The organism is Planktothrix sp. PCC 11201, from assembly GCF_900009135.1.
Classification (GTDB): Bacteria; Cyanobacteriota; Cyanobacteriia; order Cyanobacteriales; family Microcoleaceae; genus Planktothrix.
On sequence record NZ_LT797695.1, the window covers coordinates 1 to 17,810 of the forward strand.

At 40.4% G+C, this 17,810-nt stretch carries 16 protein-coding genes; 7 read left to right on the top strand and 9 right to left on the bottom strand.

The features are described 5' to 3' along the window. Positions 1–78: 78 nt before the first annotated feature. The 5 genes from PL11201_RS07880 to PL11201_RS07900 form a co-directional block, all read right to left on the bottom strand. A complete protein-coding gene (locus PL11201_RS07880) occupies positions 79–1,401 on the bottom strand; it encodes a TIGR03279 family radical SAM protein (RefSeq protein WP_079678052.1) in 1,323 nt (440 codons plus the stop codon). 73 nt (positions 1,402–1,474) lie between these two features. Next, entirely contained in the window at positions 1,475–2,419 is a 945-nt protein-coding gene (locus PL11201_RS07885) for an undecaprenyl-diphosphate phosphatase (RefSeq protein ID WP_079678053.1), read from the bottom strand. A 22-nt stretch (positions 2,420–2,441) separates the two neighbouring features. After that, positions 2,442–3,104, bottom strand: coding sequence for a tRNA (adenosine(37)-N6)-threonylcarbamoyltransferase complex dimerization subunit type 1 TsaB (gene tsaB, locus PL11201_RS07890; protein ID WP_234996640.1), 663 nt, complete (start codon positions 3,102–3,104; stop codon positions 2,442–2,444). A 16-nt stretch (positions 3,105–3,120) separates the two neighbouring features. Further along, positions 3,121–4,830 (bottom strand): serine/threonine-protein kinase, encoded by a 1,710-nt coding sequence (locus tag PL11201_RS07895; protein ID WP_079678055.1) that lies wholly within the window; start codon positions 4,828–4,830, stop codon positions 3,121–3,123. 212 nt (positions 4,831–5,042) lie between these two features. Continuing rightward, a complete protein-coding gene (locus PL11201_RS07900) occupies positions 5,043–5,294 on the bottom strand; it encodes a Ycf34 family protein (RefSeq protein ID WP_079678056.1) in 252 nt (83 codons plus the stop codon). A gap of 112 nt (positions 5,295–5,406) precedes the next feature. On the opposite strand from PL11201_RS07900, the gene PL11201_RS07905 reads away from it, so the two are divergent. Continuing rightward, complete coding sequence (locus tag PL11201_RS07905; RefSeq protein ID WP_079678057.1) at positions 5,407–6,651, top strand: tRNA nucleotidyltransferase/poly(A) polymerase family protein; 1,245 nt, start codon at positions 5,407–5,409, stop codon at positions 6,649–6,651. Between the two features lie 27 nt (positions 6,652–6,678). Here PL11201_RS07905 and PL11201_RS07910 read toward each other — a convergent pair whose 3' ends face one another. Next, complete coding sequence (locus tag PL11201_RS07910; protein WP_079678058.1) at positions 6,679–7,389, bottom strand: DUF6714 family protein; 711 nt, start codon at positions 7,387–7,389, stop codon at positions 6,679–6,681. Positions 7,390–7,488: 99 nt separating this feature from the next. Beyond that, positions 7,489–8,796, bottom strand: coding sequence for a Tudor-knot domain-containing protein (locus tag PL11201_RS07915; RefSeq protein ID WP_079678059.1), 1,308 nt, complete (start codon positions 8,794–8,796; stop codon positions 7,489–7,491). 178 nt (positions 8,797–8,974) lie between these two features. Between PL11201_RS07915 and ilvA the strand changes: the two genes are divergently transcribed. Continuing rightward, entirely contained in the window at positions 8,975–10,486 is a 1,512-nt protein-coding gene (gene ilvA, locus PL11201_RS07920) for a threonine ammonia-lyase, biosynthetic (RefSeq protein ID WP_079678060.1), read from the top strand. Positions 10,487–10,676: 190 nt separating this feature from the next. Here the strand turns inward: ilvA and PL11201_RS07925 are convergent, their stop codons facing one another. Together PL11201_RS07925 and PL11201_RS07930 are read right to left on the bottom strand one after the other, a co-directional pair. Next, a complete protein-coding gene (locus PL11201_RS07925; protein WP_079678061.1) occupies positions 10,677–13,316 on the bottom strand; it encodes a C39 family peptidase in 2,640 nt (879 codons plus the stop codon). A gap of 110 nt (positions 13,317–13,426) precedes the next feature. Beyond that, complete coding sequence (locus tag PL11201_RS07930; protein WP_079678062.1) at positions 13,427–13,864, bottom strand: peroxiredoxin; 438 nt, start codon at positions 13,862–13,864, stop codon at positions 13,427–13,429. Between the two features lie 201 nt (positions 13,865–14,065). Here PL11201_RS07930 and PL11201_RS07935 point away from each other — a divergent pair, with 201 nt between their 5' ends. The 5 genes from PL11201_RS07935 to PL11201_RS07955 all read left to right on the top strand — a co-directional run bounded on the left by PL11201_RS07935 (position 14,066) and on the right by PL11201_RS07955 (position 17,542). Then, on the top strand, positions 14,066–15,133 hold the full coding sequence (locus PL11201_RS07935; RefSeq protein ID WP_079678063.1) for a hypothetical protein: 1,068 nt from the start codon (positions 14,066–14,068) through the stop codon (positions 15,131–15,133). Between the two features lie 64 nt (positions 15,134–15,197). Next, positions 15,198–15,929: an MORN repeat-containing protein gene (locus tag PL11201_RS07940; protein WP_079678064.1), complete on the top strand. Its 732-nt coding sequence runs from the start codon at positions 15,198–15,200 to the stop codon at positions 15,927–15,929. Positions 15,930–16,109: 180 nt separating this feature from the next. Then, positions 16,110–16,343 carry a photosystem I reaction center subunit IV gene (locus tag PL11201_RS07945; RefSeq protein ID WP_079678065.1) on the top strand — a complete coding sequence of 78 codons (234 nt, stop codon included), beginning with the start codon at positions 16,110–16,112 and terminating at the stop codon, positions 16,341–16,343. Positions 16,344–16,346: 3 nt separating this feature from the next. Then, entirely contained in the window at positions 16,347–17,201 is an 855-nt protein-coding gene (locus tag PL11201_RS07950; RefSeq protein WP_079678066.1) for a DNA-formamidopyrimidine glycosylase, read from the top strand. A 128-nt stretch (positions 17,202–17,329) separates the two neighbouring features. After that, on the top strand, positions 17,330–17,542 hold the full coding sequence (locus PL11201_RS07955) for an NAD(P)H-quinone oxidoreductase subunit O (RefSeq protein ID WP_079678067.1): 213 nt from the start codon (positions 17,330–17,332) through the stop codon (positions 17,540–17,542). The last annotated feature ends 268 nt before the right edge of the window (positions 17,543–17,810 follow it).

A 17,810-nucleotide genomic window follows, 5' to 3' on the forward strand; every position in this document is an offset into this window, starting at 1 on the left:
TTGAAAGCTAAAAGCTGCTCACAGTAAGTATTTACCTATTGCCCATTGCCTATTCCCTATTGCCTCTTGCTATAACTATTAATCCCCCAGGGCGATTGAGAGCAATTCCTGAACATTACTGACGGGAAAAATCGGAATTTGCAGTTGTTCAGCGAGTTCTGCCACGGTCATATCATCGAGAAAGATTGCTTCTCCCTGTTTAAGCATGACTGAGGGTAATAAAATGCCATTTCCTAATATTTTTCCGGTTAATTTTTGTCGCAAATCCTGTCCGGTTAATAGACCGGTTACGGTAATTTCTTGACCCCAATATTGACTCGCTAAGGCAACTAAATTTACCGTTAGTCCTGAAATTTCATTTAAGGAGTTTACCAGAGGTTGAAAGGCTTTTTCCACCGCATTTCCCACCACCCAAGTGAACTGACGGGGGGTAGAACAAGATTGCAGAGGATAGTCTTTTACCGCTTGTTCAAATTCTTTGATAAATTTGCGAATGGAACCCACGCCATTACCAATTTGAGGATAGTCTTGATAGTGGGATTCGGGGGGTAATTCGGCCCCGGCAATTAAAAAGAGTTCATCGGCAATCCACACACAGGTTGACCCTAATTCCTGTTGAAATTTTTGTTGTAAAGTTTGAACTTGGGTAATAATTTCTTGGGCTTTTTCGGGGGTAACAGGAATTAATTCATCTTGATTGGGACGAAAGCGAGTTAACCCCACTGGAACAACGGCAATGGAGGCAACAGTCGGGATTCTGCCGCGATGAAATTGGGCTAAATCTAAAATGGTTTGTTCTAGGTGTTTTCCATCATTAATTCCGGGGCAAACAACGACTTGAGCATGAATTTGTAAGCGATTTTTTTTGAACCATTTGAGTTGATCTAAAATTTGTCCAGCTCTGGGATTTTTTAATAACTGAATCCTGATTTCTGGTTCGGTGGCGTGAACGGAAACATACAGGGGAGAAAGGCGCATTTGAGAAATTCTATCCCATTCTTTTGGCGATAAATTGGTTAAGGTTAAATAGGAACCATAGAGAAAACTTAGGCGATAATCGTCATCTTTCAGATAGAGAGTTTCCCGTTTTCCGGGGGGTTGTTGATCAATAAAACAAAAGGGGCAGCGATTATTACATTGAATTAACCCATCAAATAAAGCGGATTGAAATTCTAATCCTAAATCCTGATCATAGTCTTTTTCGATTTCGATTTTATGGCTTTTTCCCCGGGTATCTAATACTTCTAATTCTAAAAATTCATCGGCACACAAAAATTGATAATCAATTAAATCACGGGGTTGTTGTCCGTTAATAGAAATAATGGCATCTCCGGGTTCAAAGCCAATTTCTGCGGCGATGGAATCGGGTAATACTGTTGTAATTTTAGCGGGATTAATCATAGGGAATTACGAATTACGAATTACGAATACGGAGACGCGCCGTGGCACGTCTCTACGGGATTATAATTTTAAACTAAATATTTTTTAATGCACCTCCTAATACCGCAGTTAGAATAGCAACTCCAAAGGCGAGACGATACCAAACAAAAATCCAGGTACTTTTTTTCTGTAAATACTGAATTAACCAGGCAATGGATAAATAGGAAAAAATCGTGGCAGAAATTAAACCCACCAACAGAGGAAATATTTGTATATTCCCAATTCCATCAACGAACACCGCTTTTAATTCTACAATTCCGGCTAAGGTAATAGCTGGAATTCCTAATAAAAACGAAAATCGAGCGGCGGTAGCTCGTTCTAAACCCAAGAATAATCCGGCGGTAATGGTAGAACCTGAACGAGATACTCCTGGAATTAAGGCTAAGGTTTGTGCCAATCCCATTAATATTCCATCTCGCGGTATTAGGTGTTCAAAATCACGTTTTCTGCTGCCTATTTTTTCTGCTAATCCTAATAAAAATGCCATCACAATAGAAGCGGTACCAATTACTCCCATACTCCGTAAGGGAGAGTTATCATAATCGGGAATTAGGACTTTAACTAGAAACCCAAAAAATACAATTGGAATTGTCCCTAAAATCACTCCTAATGCCAAACGGAAGTCTAAGGAATCATAATCTTTTTTTTGAATTGCTTGCCAGAAACCCTTGACCACTTGAGTTAAATCCCGCCAAAAAAACCAAACCACCGCCGCAATACTTCCTAACTGAATAATGGCGGTAAAAGCACTGCCTGGATCTCCCCATCCTAACAGGACTGGAATGACTTTTAAATGGGCGGTACTACTAATGGGTAAAAATTCCGTTATTCCTTGAATTAATCCCAAAAAAAATGCCTGTAAGATATTTATTTGGGTTGCCACTTCTGGAGCGGGCGGAGCTTGAATTAGGAGGTTATTGATTGCTAAGTTACGGAATAAATCTGTCCAATACTCAGGAGCATAAATCGTGCTAAACATTACATTTTTCCTGAAAATTTTATTAGAGTTTTACGGGATGTTGTCCATAATAGGGTATAGCTTCTGACCAGTGGGATTGTTTTCCTGATTTCCCATATAAATACCCTAGTTCTAGTAATTGGATGGCGGTTTCTCCTAACCCTGATTCTATCTGCACCCGATGATAGGGATTGTCCCAAGAGGCTAAAGTTTGTTCCCACTGTTGAGGGGACATGACCCTATCGGTTAATAGGGGAACTACACCTAAATTGGCTTCTCTATTTTTACCATAAATTGCTACAAAAAGTTGACCTCTTTGCGCTCGCATTTCTAAGGCAATAACTGAATTTTTATCTGGGTTTTGTATCAAGTAAAATTGTTCTTTTTCGGCGATCGCAGCTAAACTAGAAATTGCAAAAACAGGGATCTTCAACTGTTGGGCTAGGGTACGGGCAGTAACTACCCCAATCCGAGTTCCGGTAAAACTTCCTGGCCCTTTAGCCACCGCAATCCAGGCTAAATCCGACCAAGTTTGAGGCTGAATAAAGTCTGATAAATACTGGTGTAAGTGGGTGGATAAATCCCGTCCTAACGCCCAGGATTGACAGCGTTTAACATCCTGAAAATTACTGATTGCTAATCCCAAATCTGGACTACTGGTATGGATAGCCAAACCGTAACTGGGTTGAAAGGGAATTGATGGCACGTTGTTTAAGGGTAGGTTAAGAGGAATGACGAGAAAAGAAAATAGGCATGGACATAAATAAACCTGCTAATATTATACCAAAAGATCCCTGCACCCAAATTCTTAAGTCTAACCAGCCGAACACCAAAAACAAAGTAGTGATTGTGATAAATAGTTGATTGACATTCAAGGGATAGGCACGATTGACCAGATATTTAACCCCCCAAAATCCCCCCGCAATTAATAACGATATTATCGGTTTTAAGATAATAATTTTATCAGCAAAAATAAAGACAATCATCGCCATCATTAACCCATCTATCCAAAACTCTCGCCTTTGGATTTGGTCAATCCAGAATGCGGGAGTTTTGATTTTGGATAATTGGGATGAAACGTTATTATTTTGAAATCTAATAATTGTATTCTTCCACTGGGTTTTTCGGTCTACTTTTAACGAAGATTGCCATTCAGGAACCTCGCTATTATTTACCCGTCCCAAAATTTTAACTTTATCAATCGTATTTAGTTGAAAATTAGTTAATTCATAACCAATTATAGGTACTAAATGTTTATATTTAATCTCTCTCTCCTCATCTCGATTTAAAACAATTGTCAACTGATTTATCTGAGTTTTATTCACCTGTACCTGAACAATTCCATGGGGTTCTAAACGCTTTTGAATTGCCTCTTGAATTTGAGTGATTTTATTAATAGGTTTTCCCGGGGGAATTTTATCAACAGAAATAGCTGGGGAAGGACTAATTAATTTAGGCTGTTTTGATAACGGTTTAAACCCAATTTCCGAATTAATTATTAATCCCGGCATAGGGGTAACATAATCCGGTTTAGGATTAATCTGTTGTAATATTGCCGCCGCCGAATGGTAGCGGTAACGGGTTGCCCCCTGCAACATTTTATCTAAAATAGAACCTAATGGATCACTAACAGGGGTTTTCAAATAATCTCGCCAAACCCAATTTCCTTCCGTGCTATCAAACAAATCAAAGGGCGGAACATTAGTCATTAAATGAATACAAGTCACCCCTAAACTATATAAATCACTGGCAAAAACCGCTTTTCCCATTAATTGTTCCGGGGCGGTATAGGCCGCACTGCCAATTACAGTTCCAGTTTTGGGAAGCATTCCCCCGGTGACTAATTTAGCGGCTCCAAAATCCACTAAAACCAAATTTCCGGTAGTTTTTGGGTCATCAAATCGACGAATAATATTTTCAGGTTTAATATCTCTATGAATAACTTTATGCTCGTGAATAAACTGTAAAACTGGCAATAAATCCTTTAAAATAACCATAATTTTTTCTTGATCAAAAGCTCCCTTTTCTTGCAACTCCTGAGCTAAATTTTTACCTTCTATAAACTCTTGAACTAAATATTGATAGCCCTCTTGTTGAAAATAACCTAAACCCTTGGGAATTTGGGGATGCTGTCCCAAGGTTTGTAATCGTTCGGCTTCTTGTTGAAAGAATTCCGTGGCTTTTTCTATATTTCTACTTTGAGGAAAAAATTGTTTAATCACACAATCGGAGGTTACGGTTTGACTCTCCTCAACCGCTAAAAATGTGCGCCCAAATCCCCCCTGTCCAATTAACTGTATCCCTCGATAAATGACAGATTCACCCTGATCAGAAACAGAATTCAGTAATAATTTAGAACCACACTGTTGACAAAACTTGCCATCATCAGAATTCTGTGGATTAGAACAATTCGGATTAAAACAATAACTCATTTACTTTACATGAAAGTTTGACCTGATTTTAAAACCCCTGTTTTTTCCCGAGGTTAGATCCCCCTAAATCCCCTTAATAAGGGGGACTTTGATCTCTAATTTACCCTTATTAAAGGGGAACTTTGATCTCTAATTTACCCTTATTAAAGGGGAACTTTGATCTCTAATTCCCCCTTTCTCAAGGGGGGCTAGGGGGGATCAACTCAGACTGATTAAGTCGGAATTAATTCCCCGGGTCGTAATTTTGCCCATTTACCGTTTTCTGCTTTAAAACTTAGACATCCGACTACATCCCATTCTATTTCAATATCTTGGTTATTCGGGGTACGAATATTGACATTAATGGTGGGTTCGGTCGGTTCAAAGCTGGGATTTTCAGTCAAATGACGTTCTTGATGCTGAGTTTCTACGGCGTGGTAGGTGGTACAGTCATCCACATAATAACAATTCACACAAATACACATAATTTTCTCCTCTGTATTTGCCCAGGACGGAAACAATTGCCCATCCCTTTGATGTTAATTTAACTTAGGTAGCTCTAAACGGGCACAAACTCTCTCGCTGATTTTTATTGCCATGTCTGACGCTTTACCCGATGTATTCTCTCCCGCCCGTTGGCCGTTTGAACTGAGTCAGTTACCGCAACCCGCCTATTTAGTCGGGGGTGCTGTGCGAGATGGGTTAGTGGGTCGCACCGTAACGGATTTGGATTTGGATTTTGTCCTGTTACAAGATGCGGTGAAAACAGCACGCACCCTAGCTCAATATTATGGCGCTGGTTTTGTGTTATTGGATGCGGAACGGCAAATTGCTCGGGTTGTATTTAAAAACATAACAGTTGACTTTGCTCAAGCGGAAGGTAATAGTTTAGAACAGGATTTGCGTCGCCGGGATTTTACGGTGAATGCGATCGCTTTTGATCCATTTACGCAAACTTTTATTGATCCTAACAAGGGTCAAGAAGATTTACAACGGCGTTTAATTAAAATGATTTCCCCTGAAAATTTACAGGATGATCCTTTAAGATTATTAAGGGGATACCGTCAAGCGGCGCAATTAGGATTTGAAATTGAGGCGGAAACAAAGGCTACTATTCAAGCATTAGCTCCCTTATTAAGTCGGGTTGCAGTTGAGCGAATTCGCACGGAATTAGTTTATTTATTCAATACTCCTAACGCGACAGACTGGATACAAAAAGCCTGGGATGTTGGCTTAATTTCTCCTTGGTTTAAGAGTGGAAATCAACAGTTTCAGCACCTATCCCAAATGGATTTAGCTGCTACACAGTTAGGAAAAATTAACCCCCAATTCTCCCAGGAATTATCCCAAGGATTACGGGAAAGTTTAAAAATATCGATTTTGGGAATCGCAAAATTAAGTTGTTTATTTAATCAGAATCTAACTTTAGCTGAAGCAGAATTACTAGAGTTAAAGTTTAGTAAAATAGAGTTAAAAAGTATTTTAGCAATTCTCAAGGGTCTATCACAAATTTATCCCTTGAAAACCAGAGCTTTATCTTTAAGAGAGCAATATTTTTTATTCCAAGGGTTAGGAATTTTATTTCCAGCCGTAATTGTGAGAGCGATGGCGGCTGGGTTTTCCTTAGACCATCTTTCCCCTTTAATTAATCGTTATCTCAACCCCCATGATCCCATCGCCTATCCTCAATTATTGTTAACGGGGAATGAATTAATGGAGGCGTTAAAATTACGTCCAAGTCCTAAAATTGGAGAACTTTTATTGGAAATTCAGTTAGGACAAATTGAAGGGAAAATCACGACAATTGAAGAAGCGATCGCATTTGCTCAACAATTATTATAATCAAGTTCGGTTCCTTGCTGGATCATATTAACCCGGACTATAAATTTTCATAAAATTCATAAATTCTTGAATCACTTCTAATTGTACTTGATTTAAAATGTTAAACTTGGGACGATAATACTCATCTTCAGTCTTAAAAATACGCTCCAGAACATAAAGAGTAGAGTCAAAAGATGCAGAGGTTGTATGTTCATAATTTTTCAGACACCAAATCATATAAGCTGGAATATAATGTCTGAATCCCTTGGCATCTAAAAAGGAAAAAGCCTCATAAAAATCTTCAATCCAGCTATCAGGAATATCTAACCAATGGATATGACAATCAATAATTCTAGCCTTTTCCGTATCTCTATAATCATCAAGGGCGCGAGCTTCATGGAGTGTAATTCCATCTTCTAGCTGTACCTCTAAAAATGCGGTTCTAATTTTTTCAATTAATAATAAAGCCTCTCTTTCTGCCCTAACCTCTATCGGTTCCCAATTCGGGTTTCTAGCCTCATCAACCGTTGGCGATCGCACATCCTTTAACCATTCTAATTCACACGCTCCAAACTCTAAAAAATTCTTTTGAGCTTGACGTAAACTCACTTGATTAGAACCCGTCCAAATACTCCAATTATCGATATCTTCATTATCCTCCCAAAAACAAATCGGACAGATAAGATAAGTCCCGGGAGGTTCTTCTGTTAGGGTTAAATAGCCACAACAGCGACAAGGATAACTGTTTTGAGATTCCATATTAATATTGAATGAATCTAGGCAAAAATAATCATAAAATTAAACCCGCCCGAGCGGGTTATTTGGGAACTGTAATCGGGTCAAATTCTCAACAATGGGTTAACTAATTTCGTCCGCATCCACCCATTCATTATAGGAGTCATCATAATCAATATAATTAACATAATATTGATTTCCTTCGGTTTTTTCAATAATGGCAGAATACCATTCTTCCTGCTCCTCATCCCACACCTTTACCTTTTGACCAATAGCATATCCATTATCATCGGTTGTACCATGATCTCGAACCCGAACATCACCCGCATTCACCCATTCATCCTCCGATGAACCATAACCCGTATAATGAACAAAATACTCCGTTTCTTTCACTTTCTGAATCGTTGCTTCATACCAATCTTCTTCCTCACCATCCCAAACTTCCACGGTTTGACCAACAGTATATTGAGTAGAACTAGAAGCGACAGAAGCCGATGAAGGATTAGAATTAACCGACGGAATTGTAGTAGGTAATTCCGATTTTACAGAGTCTTGAGCTTGTAAAATCACCTTCCGTGCAACGGTTTGAATCCCCGTATGTTGATAATAATTCGTGCTTTGATCAATAAATGCCGCGACAAAATCCAAATTATCATCCGCAATTTGAATACAATTTCCTAAAGCGTTGAAAATTGATTCCGGTGTAATTCCGGTTTTAGTCACTAGATTATTAATCCAGTCTTGAACCGCATTAAACCCTTGGTTAATAAAACCCAATTTATCCGAGGGCGTACCCCCAGGAATAAAATTACTCAGGGATGCAAATACCGGATTTTGTGTTAAAATAGTGGTATCTGCTTGGGCAATAGTTTGATGAATTTTACTCAAGAAATTGGGGCCTAAAGGTAACAAACCATCTAAACAAACTAAAGCCCCCATCCGCATTAAAGCCGCATCTTGATAGTTATTATTGAGGGCTTTAACAAATTCCTGGGGGTTGGGTTGGGGAATGCCATTTAACTTACAAAAAGCAATAATTTCCGCCGCAATTTTCAAGGCTAAATCAAAGCTTTGAAGCACTTCAGGTTTAGGCGTAATATTGCTTAAAATAGACAGAAAACTGATTTTTTCTCCTATCTTATTGGCTAAGGCTGCCGTTCCGATAGCCACATCCGCCGTATCAATGGTTTGATAAATTTGAACCGCCGATTGATACCCATATTTAGGATCATGATATAAGACCACAGCCCGATCTCGAATTCTTTGGATCACCTGAGCATCCGTTTCTCCAGTAATTGTTCGGATACTATTGTCAAATCCGACTAAATTTGTCCACTGTCCCGGCATTAAATAATCAATGGCATTCAACACTTTCACCGTAATATTATCGGTGGGAAGTTCATCAACCAACTGCACAATGGATTTATCCATAAATCAGCGTTTCAACCTTCTATTTGATACCTATAATGTTACTCCAGGTCGATAAAAAATCAGGAATTCTTTATCAAAATTTAAAATTAAGCGATCGCCCATTTTTATTAAAATAAAAAATAGGGTTCCAGATCCTGTACAATTATTATGTCTCACTTCTTGCTTCGGTTTCAACCCCATGCTTTGCGATTACCTAGTACAAATTCTCACCGCCCGTGTTTATGATGTTGCCCAAGAAACACCCCTAGAATCCGCTCCCAACCTATCAGCCCGGCTGAATAATAAACTACTCTTGAAACGAGAAGATATGCAGTCTGTCTTTTCCTTCAAATTGCGGGGAGCTTATAACAAAATGGCTTATCTTCCCCCCGATTTATTAAAGAAAGGAGTTATCGCTGCATCGGCGGGAAATCATGCCCAAGGTGTGGCTTTAGGTGCATCTAAATTAGGCACAAAAGCGATTATTGTCATGCCTGTAACCACCCCTCAAGTTAAAATAAATGCTGTCAAAGCTAGAGGGGGTGAAGTCGTATTATATGGGGATACTTTTGATGAAGCTTGTGCCTATGCTCGTCAACTCGAAACCGAAAAAGGATTAACTTTTATTCACCCTTTTGATGACCCCTATGTGATTGCTGGACAAGGTACAATTGGGATGGAAATTTTACGCCAATATCAACAACCGATTCATGCAATTTTTGTGGCTATTGGTGGGGGGGGATTAATCTCTGGAATTGCCGCTTATATTAAAAGATTACGTCCTGAAATTAAAATTATTGGTGTTGAACCCGTTGATGCGGATGCCATGTCACAATCTTTAAAAGCCGGACATCGAGTTAAATTATCACAGGTGGGATTATTTGCCGATGGGGTCGCGGTGCGAGAAGTGGGGGAAGAAACCTTCCGTTTATGTCAAGAATATGTGGATGAAATTATATTAGTTGATACGGATGATACCTGTGCAGCAATTAAAGATGTTTTTGAGGATACCCGTTCAATTTTAGAGCCGGCGGGAGCCTTAGCCATAGCGGGAGCTAAAGCCTATGTAGAAAGAGAAAAAATTCAAGGAGAAACCTTAATTGCGATTGCTTGTGGGGCCAATATGAATTTTGACCGCCTGCGATTTGTAGCAGAAAGGGCCGAATTTGGAGAACGCCGAGAGGCAATTTTTGCTGTAACTATTCCCGAAGAACCGGGTAGTTTGCGGAAGTTTTGTGAATGTATTGGGAAACGCAATTTAACCGAATTTAACTATCGTATTGCCGATGAAAAAGAAGCCCATATTTTTGTCGGAATGCAGATTAAAAATCGGGAAGATGCGGCACAAATCATCGAATATTTTGAGGAAAATGGATTTAAAACCATTGATTTAACCGATGATGAACTGACTAAATTACACCTGCGACACATGGTCGGAGGAAGGTCGGCTTTAGCCCATCATGAATTACTCTATCGCTTTGAATTTCCCGAACGTCCGGGGGCGTTAATGAAGTTTGTTTGTTCGATGAGTCCTAACTGGAATATTAGTTTATTTCACTATCGGAATAATGGGTCAGATTATGGCAGAATTGTGGTAGGAATGCAAGTTCCTCCCGAAGAAATGGGAGAATGGCAAGCCTTTTTAGAAACCTTGGGTTATCGCTATTGGGATGAGAATAAAAACCCAGCCTATAAACTGTTTTTATCCTAAAAATCAGCACCGTAGGGGCAGGTTCCAAATTAATCTTTGATACCCGCAAAAAATGCTATAAACCTGCCCTCTTTCTTAATCGAATTTCAATTTGAAGATTTATATTGAATTTTTAGGGTGGGGTTGGGCGGGTTTATTAAGGTTATTTGTGGATATCAAAGATTAATATATAACCCGCCCCTACAGTTCATTAAGGTACAATAAAATGTGCCCAAACCGAACCATCTGGCCCGGCAACTTGATCCATATAACCCGAGGAATAAATAATCCGCCGACCCTCGGTATTAGAATAACCGGTATAGGCATCTCCCCAAGGATCATTAACAATATATCCCTGACTATTATAGCCAATAACTGTTATAATATGACCCGATGGAGTCGTATCTACACCAATTACAACCGGACGACGATTAATCAATTCATTTTTCAAATCTGACCAATATCGAGTCGTGCTAAAACTAGTTTTAAATCCATAGGCCCGAATTAAAGCAGATAATACATTATGATCGGTTTGTGACCCGGTTCCGGCATAATTAAAACACCATTGTAATAATTCATCTTCTAATTGTCCGCCCCATTTCGGCCGCACGCCATGATAATACATCACCATGGCAATAGACGTAACATTACAAGTAGACCAATAAAAACGGGGATTATCTCGTTGAGAAAAGTAGGGTACATTTAATTCAACTTGAGGCGGTAGGGGGTTAAAAACTCGTCCTCCCCGCTTGAATTTGACATACTGAGGAAAGATATAACCCGTATTCCCAAAATTAGGCAATTCTTCCAAAAGAGAAACCTTAATATGGTTATTTTCTAGGCTATAACTTTTTACGCCATAAACCCGTCCTAGGGGTAAACTTGTGCGGTCGATTTCTTTGAGTTGACTAGAATCAATTGGCTGTTTTTTCAAGACGGTTTTTTCCAAAACAGTTAAAGTAATCGCATCAGGATCATAAGTAATTTGTTGACCCTCTCGAATCAATTTAACGTGCTGCCAATAGACATAACCTACTGTGCCAAAATTAGGAATAGATTGGGCTAAAGTGACTCGAAAATGCCCCTTAATTGAAGCGTAACCCTTAATGGCAAAGGTTTGTCCTAATAATAATTGTTCAAATTGTCGAGGTTCTAAATTAGAAGAATCGACAGGTTGAGCTTTGATTTTTGTGGTTTCTACAACCAACATTTGGGCATTAACATCGGTATCGGGAACTTCCTCAACATCAAAGCGAAATACTTCCGATCCTTTCTTCAATCTCAAATTATTTGTATAAATATAACCAAAATTTCCCACCGGAGGAATCGCATTTTCTAAGACAATTTTTAGATGACCGTCCACCAAACCGTATTTTAAAACTTTGAAGGTCTGACCAGCTTTAATTGCCACTTTTTGCTGTTGATTTAAGGAAGATGAATCAAAGGGAACAATTTTAAATAAGGTATCCTCAAGGATTTCTAAAGTTAAGGATTCTCCAACGGTCATAGGATTTTCACTAACCGTAATATTAATCACTCGACTGGCGGTAACATTCCCTTGGGAGTCAATGGCTTTTAATCGTAACCAACGATATCCCGCATCGCTAAATCCTTGATTTACTTGAGTTTCCCAGGTGCTTTTTTCCCAGTCTAAATTAATATTAAAAGCATAGCGATCTTCTGCAAATAAAGTAATTTCTGCGGTGGTATTAGGATCAAATGTGCCTTTTAATACCACGGGTGTATTGACTAAAACTTCTGTTGCTCCTTGATAGGTTAAGGTTTTATTTACTATTAAGGGAAGATTCCCCCGACTCAAGGTAATAAAATCGGGATACAAATATCCAGTATTTCCAAAATCGGGAAAATTTTCGGTTAAAGTCACTTTAATATGACCGGATTCTGACGTATAACTTTGGATGCCATAAATCATTCCAGCCGGAAGGGTAATTTTTTCGGAGGATTCCAGATAAGCCGAATCAATTGGACGTTTTTTTAAGGGTGTAGTATTAATAATCATGCAGGTAATTGCGTTATTATCAAAGGCAATTTCTTGAGTATTTTCTAGGATTTTAACGTGGTGGCGATAGAGATATCCAGATTGACCAAAACTGGGGAATTGTTGATTGAGAGTGACGCGAAAATGATCGGCAACACAGGCGTATCCAATAATAGGATAAGCACTGCCTTGAGGTATTTCAATAAATTGATCCGATGCTAACTGAGATAAATCATCGGGTTTCATTTTTAAAGGAGTGGTTTGTGTCACCCAGAGGAGTTGATTCCCAGGACTATGCTCCGGGAGTTGATTTTGATTAAACCAGAGGAGTTTTGAGCCTTTTGTGACTACAATATGGGGTTGATAAACATAAACAAATTTACCTAAATTTGGTAAGGGGTTATGCAGTTCTAACTTGAGATGATCATTAACTAATTCTATGGTATCTACAACCAAACTTTCCCCGAGTTTAAAGGATTGTTTTTGTTGATCATTTAATTGAGAAGAATCAATGGGCTGAATTTTTAATAACGTGTCTTTTTGGGGAATAAGCGTATAGGCAGATTGGGTATTTATCCCTTCTTGATTGACAATTAAATCAATCACAGAATCAGCTATTATATTATTTTGATTATCTTTTCCCTGAAGTCTTAACCATCGTTTTCCAGCCGTATTAAATCCATTTTCCAAGCTCACAGACCAAATTCCGGCTTTCGCATTAAAATCAACGGTCAAAACATATTTATCTTCTGCAATAACCTCCACAGTTTGATATTTTTGGGGATCATAAGTTCCGACTAAAACAACGGGTTGATCAATCAGAATATCTTTTGGGCCGAGATAAGTTACCATGTTTACAACTCCATGATCTAATTGAATAAAGGGTTTAAAATTAGTAAGATAGCCGCCCCAGAAAATTCTATGGGCGGCTATCTTAGAAACACGGATAATTTTGACTACAATTAACCACCTACAAACGCTAAAATATCTTGGGCGTGGGTTTCGGTTTTAACGGCTGCATCAACGTGAATAATTTTACCGTTGGCATCAATAACGTAAGTAACCCGTTTAGCATAGCCACCGCCATCCACATCATAAGCTATTGTAATCGCTTTGTCAGTATCGGCTAATAAGGGGAAGGGTAAACTATATTTTTTCGTGAATTGTTGGTGGGAAGATTCATCATCTGTGCTCACCCCCAAAACCACAATATCTTTGCCTTCATATTCCGTATAGTTATCGCGGAAACTACAGGCTTGTTTGGTGCAACCGGGGGTATCATCTTTAGGATAGAAATACAGGACAACGGTTTTACCTGGGAAGTCAGATAGAGAAACGGTATTCCCATTCGTATCTTTGACGGTAAAGGCAGGGGCATCTGTCCCAACAGATAAAGGCATTGTTATTTTGTCCTTCTCAATTAGACTAAAATTGACTATTTTTCAGTATAAAGCAGAACTTCAAGGGATTTATGTCAGGGAACAGGAAGATTCCTACACTAGTAAAGCCCGTTTTTTAGATTTAGACTGAGATATTTGTCTATGGTTTTTTGAACTATCCTTAAATTAGTATATATATCAACTTTGTTTTGGAGACTGGCAATGCGTCAATTTTGGTTTCTATTCTCCATCGGTATTTTTGCAGTTGGGTTAGGGGGATGCGGTTCTAAACCTGAAGAAACTGCCACCACTCCGAGTCCAACGAGTTCTCCTGCAACTTCTCCAGCGGCCGTAGCTTCGCCGACTCCCAATAAAACCCCGACCCCAGGACAAATACCTCCCTTTCAAAATCCTGTGGTCAAAGAACAGTCAAACGTGGCTGCGGGTGCGGGTTTGATTCAATCGACCAATCCAGAGGAACGGTTACGTCTCCTGGGTAAACCTTCGACGGCAATTCCTACTGCACCCTTAACAACAACGGCTCCTTCTGCGGTGGGTATCGATCCGTTTGCGGTTTTGCCTCCATCTATTTTCCAGCCTGCTCCTGAAGTGGGAGAAGCACCACCCGTACCGAAACAGGCTACTCGGGCTGTACCAGACCTGCCTAAATTAACGGTAAGTGAAGCTCCCATTCGCTGGGTCTCTGCGAGTGCCACTCCCGTACCTAATAATCGGGTGGCTACTCCTGGAAGACCCGCAACTACTGGGGGTACTGGGATAGCTACTCCTGGAAGACCCGCAACTGCGGGGGGAGGCAGAGCGACAACATCCAAACCTCAATTGGTTGGGCCTGGGAGAAGCGTACCCACTCTGCCCGGTTTACCGATCGCCCAAGTCCCTGATTTACCTGCCATTCCCAATACACCTACACCCCCATCCTGGCGTGATCCTAATCCACCCCCTCCCCCCGTCCAACCTTTTGTTCCCCCACCCCCATCTACAGACTTAGCTCGGGGGATGGAAGTGACCGGGGTATTGCAGGTGGGAAATCAAACTAAAATTATTCTCAGGGCTCCTGCCGAACCTACCAGTCGTTATGTGAATGTGGGACAGCGTGTGTCTAATGGCCAAGTTCTGGTTAAACGAGTCAAGTTTGATACTGGTGGTGAACCTGTTGTTATTTTTGAACAAAATGGCATTGAGATTGCTAAATCTGTAGGTGCTATTCCACCTGCTGATCCCAAGATTAATAATATTAGTCTGCGATCTTCGGCAGTTCACTCTGGTTGAGTAGGATGGATCTAATCTGGAGAAATTTGTATGTTTTTTTCATAAGAAAAGGTTGGGAGTAACCATGGTTTATTCAATCCGAAAGTGGAGTTTTTTGGCGCTAACTCTATCGAGTTTAGCGGTGGTTATTAGTATTAATCATCCTCTACCTTCTCTTGCAGAACAAAAAGCTGAAGGAAAACGCCCTCCGGTTTGTGAAGGACAGTTACCGACGGGAATTGTTAAATGTAACTATGAGGGAGGAGATAACTATAAGGGAAGTTTTGTTAATGGTAAACCGGACGGTCAAGGGATTATGGTTTATGCCAACCGCGATCGCTATGAAGGACAATTTCGCAATGGTTTACCGAATGGACAAGGGGTATTCATTTTTGCTAATGATGACCGGATTGTTGGGGTATTCAAGGATGGCAATATTACCCAGGGGACGGTAATTTTTGCTAATGGCGATCGCTATATTGGCACGTTTAAACTGGTGCGGGAAGTAGGGGGCGGAACGGTCAGCAGTCAACCCAGTGGTCGCGGACAGTTTATCTATGTCAATGGCGATCGCTATGAGGGAGAATTCTTTGCCGGATCTCCCTTTGGTCAAGGAGTATTCACCCGCACCAATGGCACTCGCTGTCAGGGACAGTTTTTTAATCAACAACTCGATGGCAAGGGAACCTGTACTTTTGCCAACGGAACTCGCTTTGAAGGTGAATTTCGCGGCGGGGTTCCCCATGGCCAAGGAACGATTATTGATGCCAAAGGCAAACGCTTTCCAGGTAGTTTCCGTGATGGCCAAAAAGTATAGTGGGGAATGGAGAATGGGGAATAGAAAGAATGCACCCCATATGTGCCTTTCCAGGGGACAATAACTAGGTTAGCAATAAAACTTAAAGACTTAAATCAACCTAGACAGCCAATCCAGTAGTACCCTGGGTTTATTAAACGTCTTTATCCGTTTTTTGATTGAAAAGGGGAAGAAAAACCAATGGTTCAACGTGGTTCTAAAGTTCGTGTCCTACGCAAAGAGTCCTACTGGTATCAAGAAGTAGGTACAGTTGCTTCTGTAGACGCCAGTGGCATCAAATATGCTGCGATTGTTCGCTTTGATAAAGTGAACTACTCCGGTATCAATACCAACAACTTTGCCGTGAGCGAACTGTTGGAAGTGGAAGCTCCCAAAGCTGCCGCTAAAAAATCCGCACCCGCCGCTAAAAAATAGCCTGTGCCGGAATTACCGGAAGTTGAAACCGTTAGGCAAGGTCTAAATCAAGTGACCTTGAACCAAACAATTGTGGGGGGTGAAGTGTTGCTTCAGCGCACTCTCGCCTACCCCTTTTCCATTGATGAATTTTTGCAGGGTTTAACTGGAGTGGCGATCGCGGCTTGGCATCGTCGAGGCAAATATTTACTAGCCGAATTGGTTCAATTAGATGCCCAGAGAACCTCTGGAGGCTGGTTAGGGGTTCATTTACGCATGACGGGTCAACTATTATGGGTTCACCCCCAAGACCCCCTACAAAAGCACACCAGGATTCGTTTATTTTTTGCGGAAAACCGAGAGTTGAGATTTGTTGATCAACGCACCTTTGGGAAAATTTGGTGGGTGCCGCCCGGTCAAGAAGTTTCTAGTATTATTACCGGGTTAAACCATTTAGGCCCAGAGCCTTTCGCTTCAGAATTCTCCGTTGAATATTTACAGGAACAATTTAAAAAACGTCAACGCCTAATTAAATCGGCTCTTTTGGATCAAAGTTTGGTGGCTGGAGTCGGGAATATCTACGCGGATGAGTCTCTATTTTTAAGTGGAATTTCTCCTACCACCCCCTGTAGTGCCTTGACTCGTCCCCAACTCGAACGGCTACATCACCATATTATTCAGGTATTGAAAACCAGTATTGAGGTGGGTGGCACAACTATTCGTAACTTCCTGAATGTTCAAGGGGTGAATGGCAACTATGGGGGGACAGCTTGGGTTTATAACCGTACGGGAGAACCTTGTCGGGTCTGTGAAACCCCCATTGAACGTTTGAAACTTGCCGGGCGGTCGGCTCATTTTTGCCCAAAATGTCAGCATTAGGAGCAAGATTTTGGTGGGATGTAGGGAATCATAAAGGCACAAAGACACGAAGGAAGGAGTTGCTCGGATACCCCGATCAACCCTTAAAATTGGGAGAAGATTTGATCAACACTGGAAGTTAACGAGTTATGGCCATTAAAAAAGGTGATTTTGTTCACGCGGTTCGGGAAAAGTTAGAAAACAGCTTAGAAGCAAAAGCGAGTGATCCTCGATTTTCTGCTTATATTTTTGAGACAAAAGGGGAGATTATGGAATTACGGGGGGACTACGCTTTGGTGAAATTTGGACAGGTTCCTACCCCTAATATTTGGTTAAGATTGGATCAATTAGAATCAGCTTAATCAGTCATCAGTTGTAGGGGCGGGTTCATCGAGATTTAGGGTAACTAACGAAGATCTAAAAGAACCCGCCCGTACCAGTTATCAGTTAAAGAAATACTATAGTAATCCTACAGAAATTGTAATTATTTAAAGTGTCTCTTAAAAATCTATAAGTATTACTCATTCCCGATCACGGATTTAACAGGATGACGCAGACAGGACTTACGCAAATTTGGGGATGTAACCCTAGATGTAGGGGTAATTCATGAATTACCCCTACTATTGATAG

What these genes read in the sequence shown, in the direction of transcription:
- PL11201_RS07880 (WP_079678052.1), bottom strand. Translation starts at nt 1,401, where the DNA reads ATGATTAATCCCGCTAAAATTACAACAGTATTACCCGATTCCATCGCC.
- ilvA (WP_079678060.1), top strand. Translation starts at nt 8,975, where the DNA reads ATGCTTTGCGATTACCTAGTACAAATTCTCACCGCCCGTGTTTATGAT.
- PL11201_RS07945 (WP_079678065.1), top strand. Translation starts at nt 16,110, where the DNA reads ATGGTTCAACGTGGTTCTAAAGTTCGTGTCCTACGCAAAGAGTCCTAC.
- PL11201_RS07915 (WP_079678059.1), bottom strand. Translation starts at nt 8,796, where the DNA reads ATGGATAAATCCATTGTGCAGTTGGTTGATGAACTTCCCACCGATAAT.
- PL11201_RS07955 (WP_079678067.1), top strand. Translation starts at nt 17,330, where the DNA reads ATGGCCATTAAAAAAGGTGATTTTGTTCACGCGGTTCGGGAAAAGTTA.
- PL11201_RS07925 (WP_079678061.1), bottom strand. Translation starts at nt 13,316, where the DNA reads ATGGTAACTTATCTCGGCCCAAAAGATATTCTGATTGATCAACCCGTT.
- PL11201_RS07935 (WP_079678063.1), top strand. Translation starts at nt 14,066, where the DNA reads ATGCGTCAATTTTGGTTTCTATTCTCCATCGGTATTTTTGCAGTTGGG.
- PL11201_RS07930 (WP_079678062.1), bottom strand. Translation starts at nt 13,864, where the DNA reads ATGCCTTTATCTGTTGGGACAGATGCCCCTGCCTTTACCGTCAAAGAT.
- PL11201_RS07905 (WP_079678057.1), top strand. Translation starts at nt 5,407, where the DNA reads ATGTCTGACGCTTTACCCGATGTATTCTCTCCCGCCCGTTGGCCGTTT.
- PL11201_RS07910 (WP_079678058.1), bottom strand. Translation starts at nt 7,389, where the DNA reads ATGGAATCTCAAAACAGTTATCCTTGTCGCTGTTGTGGCTATTTAACC.
- PL11201_RS07940 (WP_079678064.1), top strand. Translation starts at nt 15,198, where the DNA reads ATGGTTTATTCAATCCGAAAGTGGAGTTTTTTGGCGCTAACTCTATCG.
- PL11201_RS07900 (WP_079678056.1), bottom strand. Translation starts at nt 5,294, where the DNA reads ATGTGTATTTGTGTGAATTGTTATTATGTGGATGACTGTACCACCTAC.
- PL11201_RS07885 (WP_079678053.1), bottom strand. Translation starts at nt 2,419, where the DNA reads ATGTTTAGCACGATTTATGCTCCTGAGTATTGGACAGATTTATTCCGT.
- PL11201_RS07895 (WP_079678055.1), bottom strand. Translation starts at nt 4,830, where the DNA reads ATGAGTTATTGTTTTAATCCGAATTGTTCTAATCCACAGAATTCTGAT.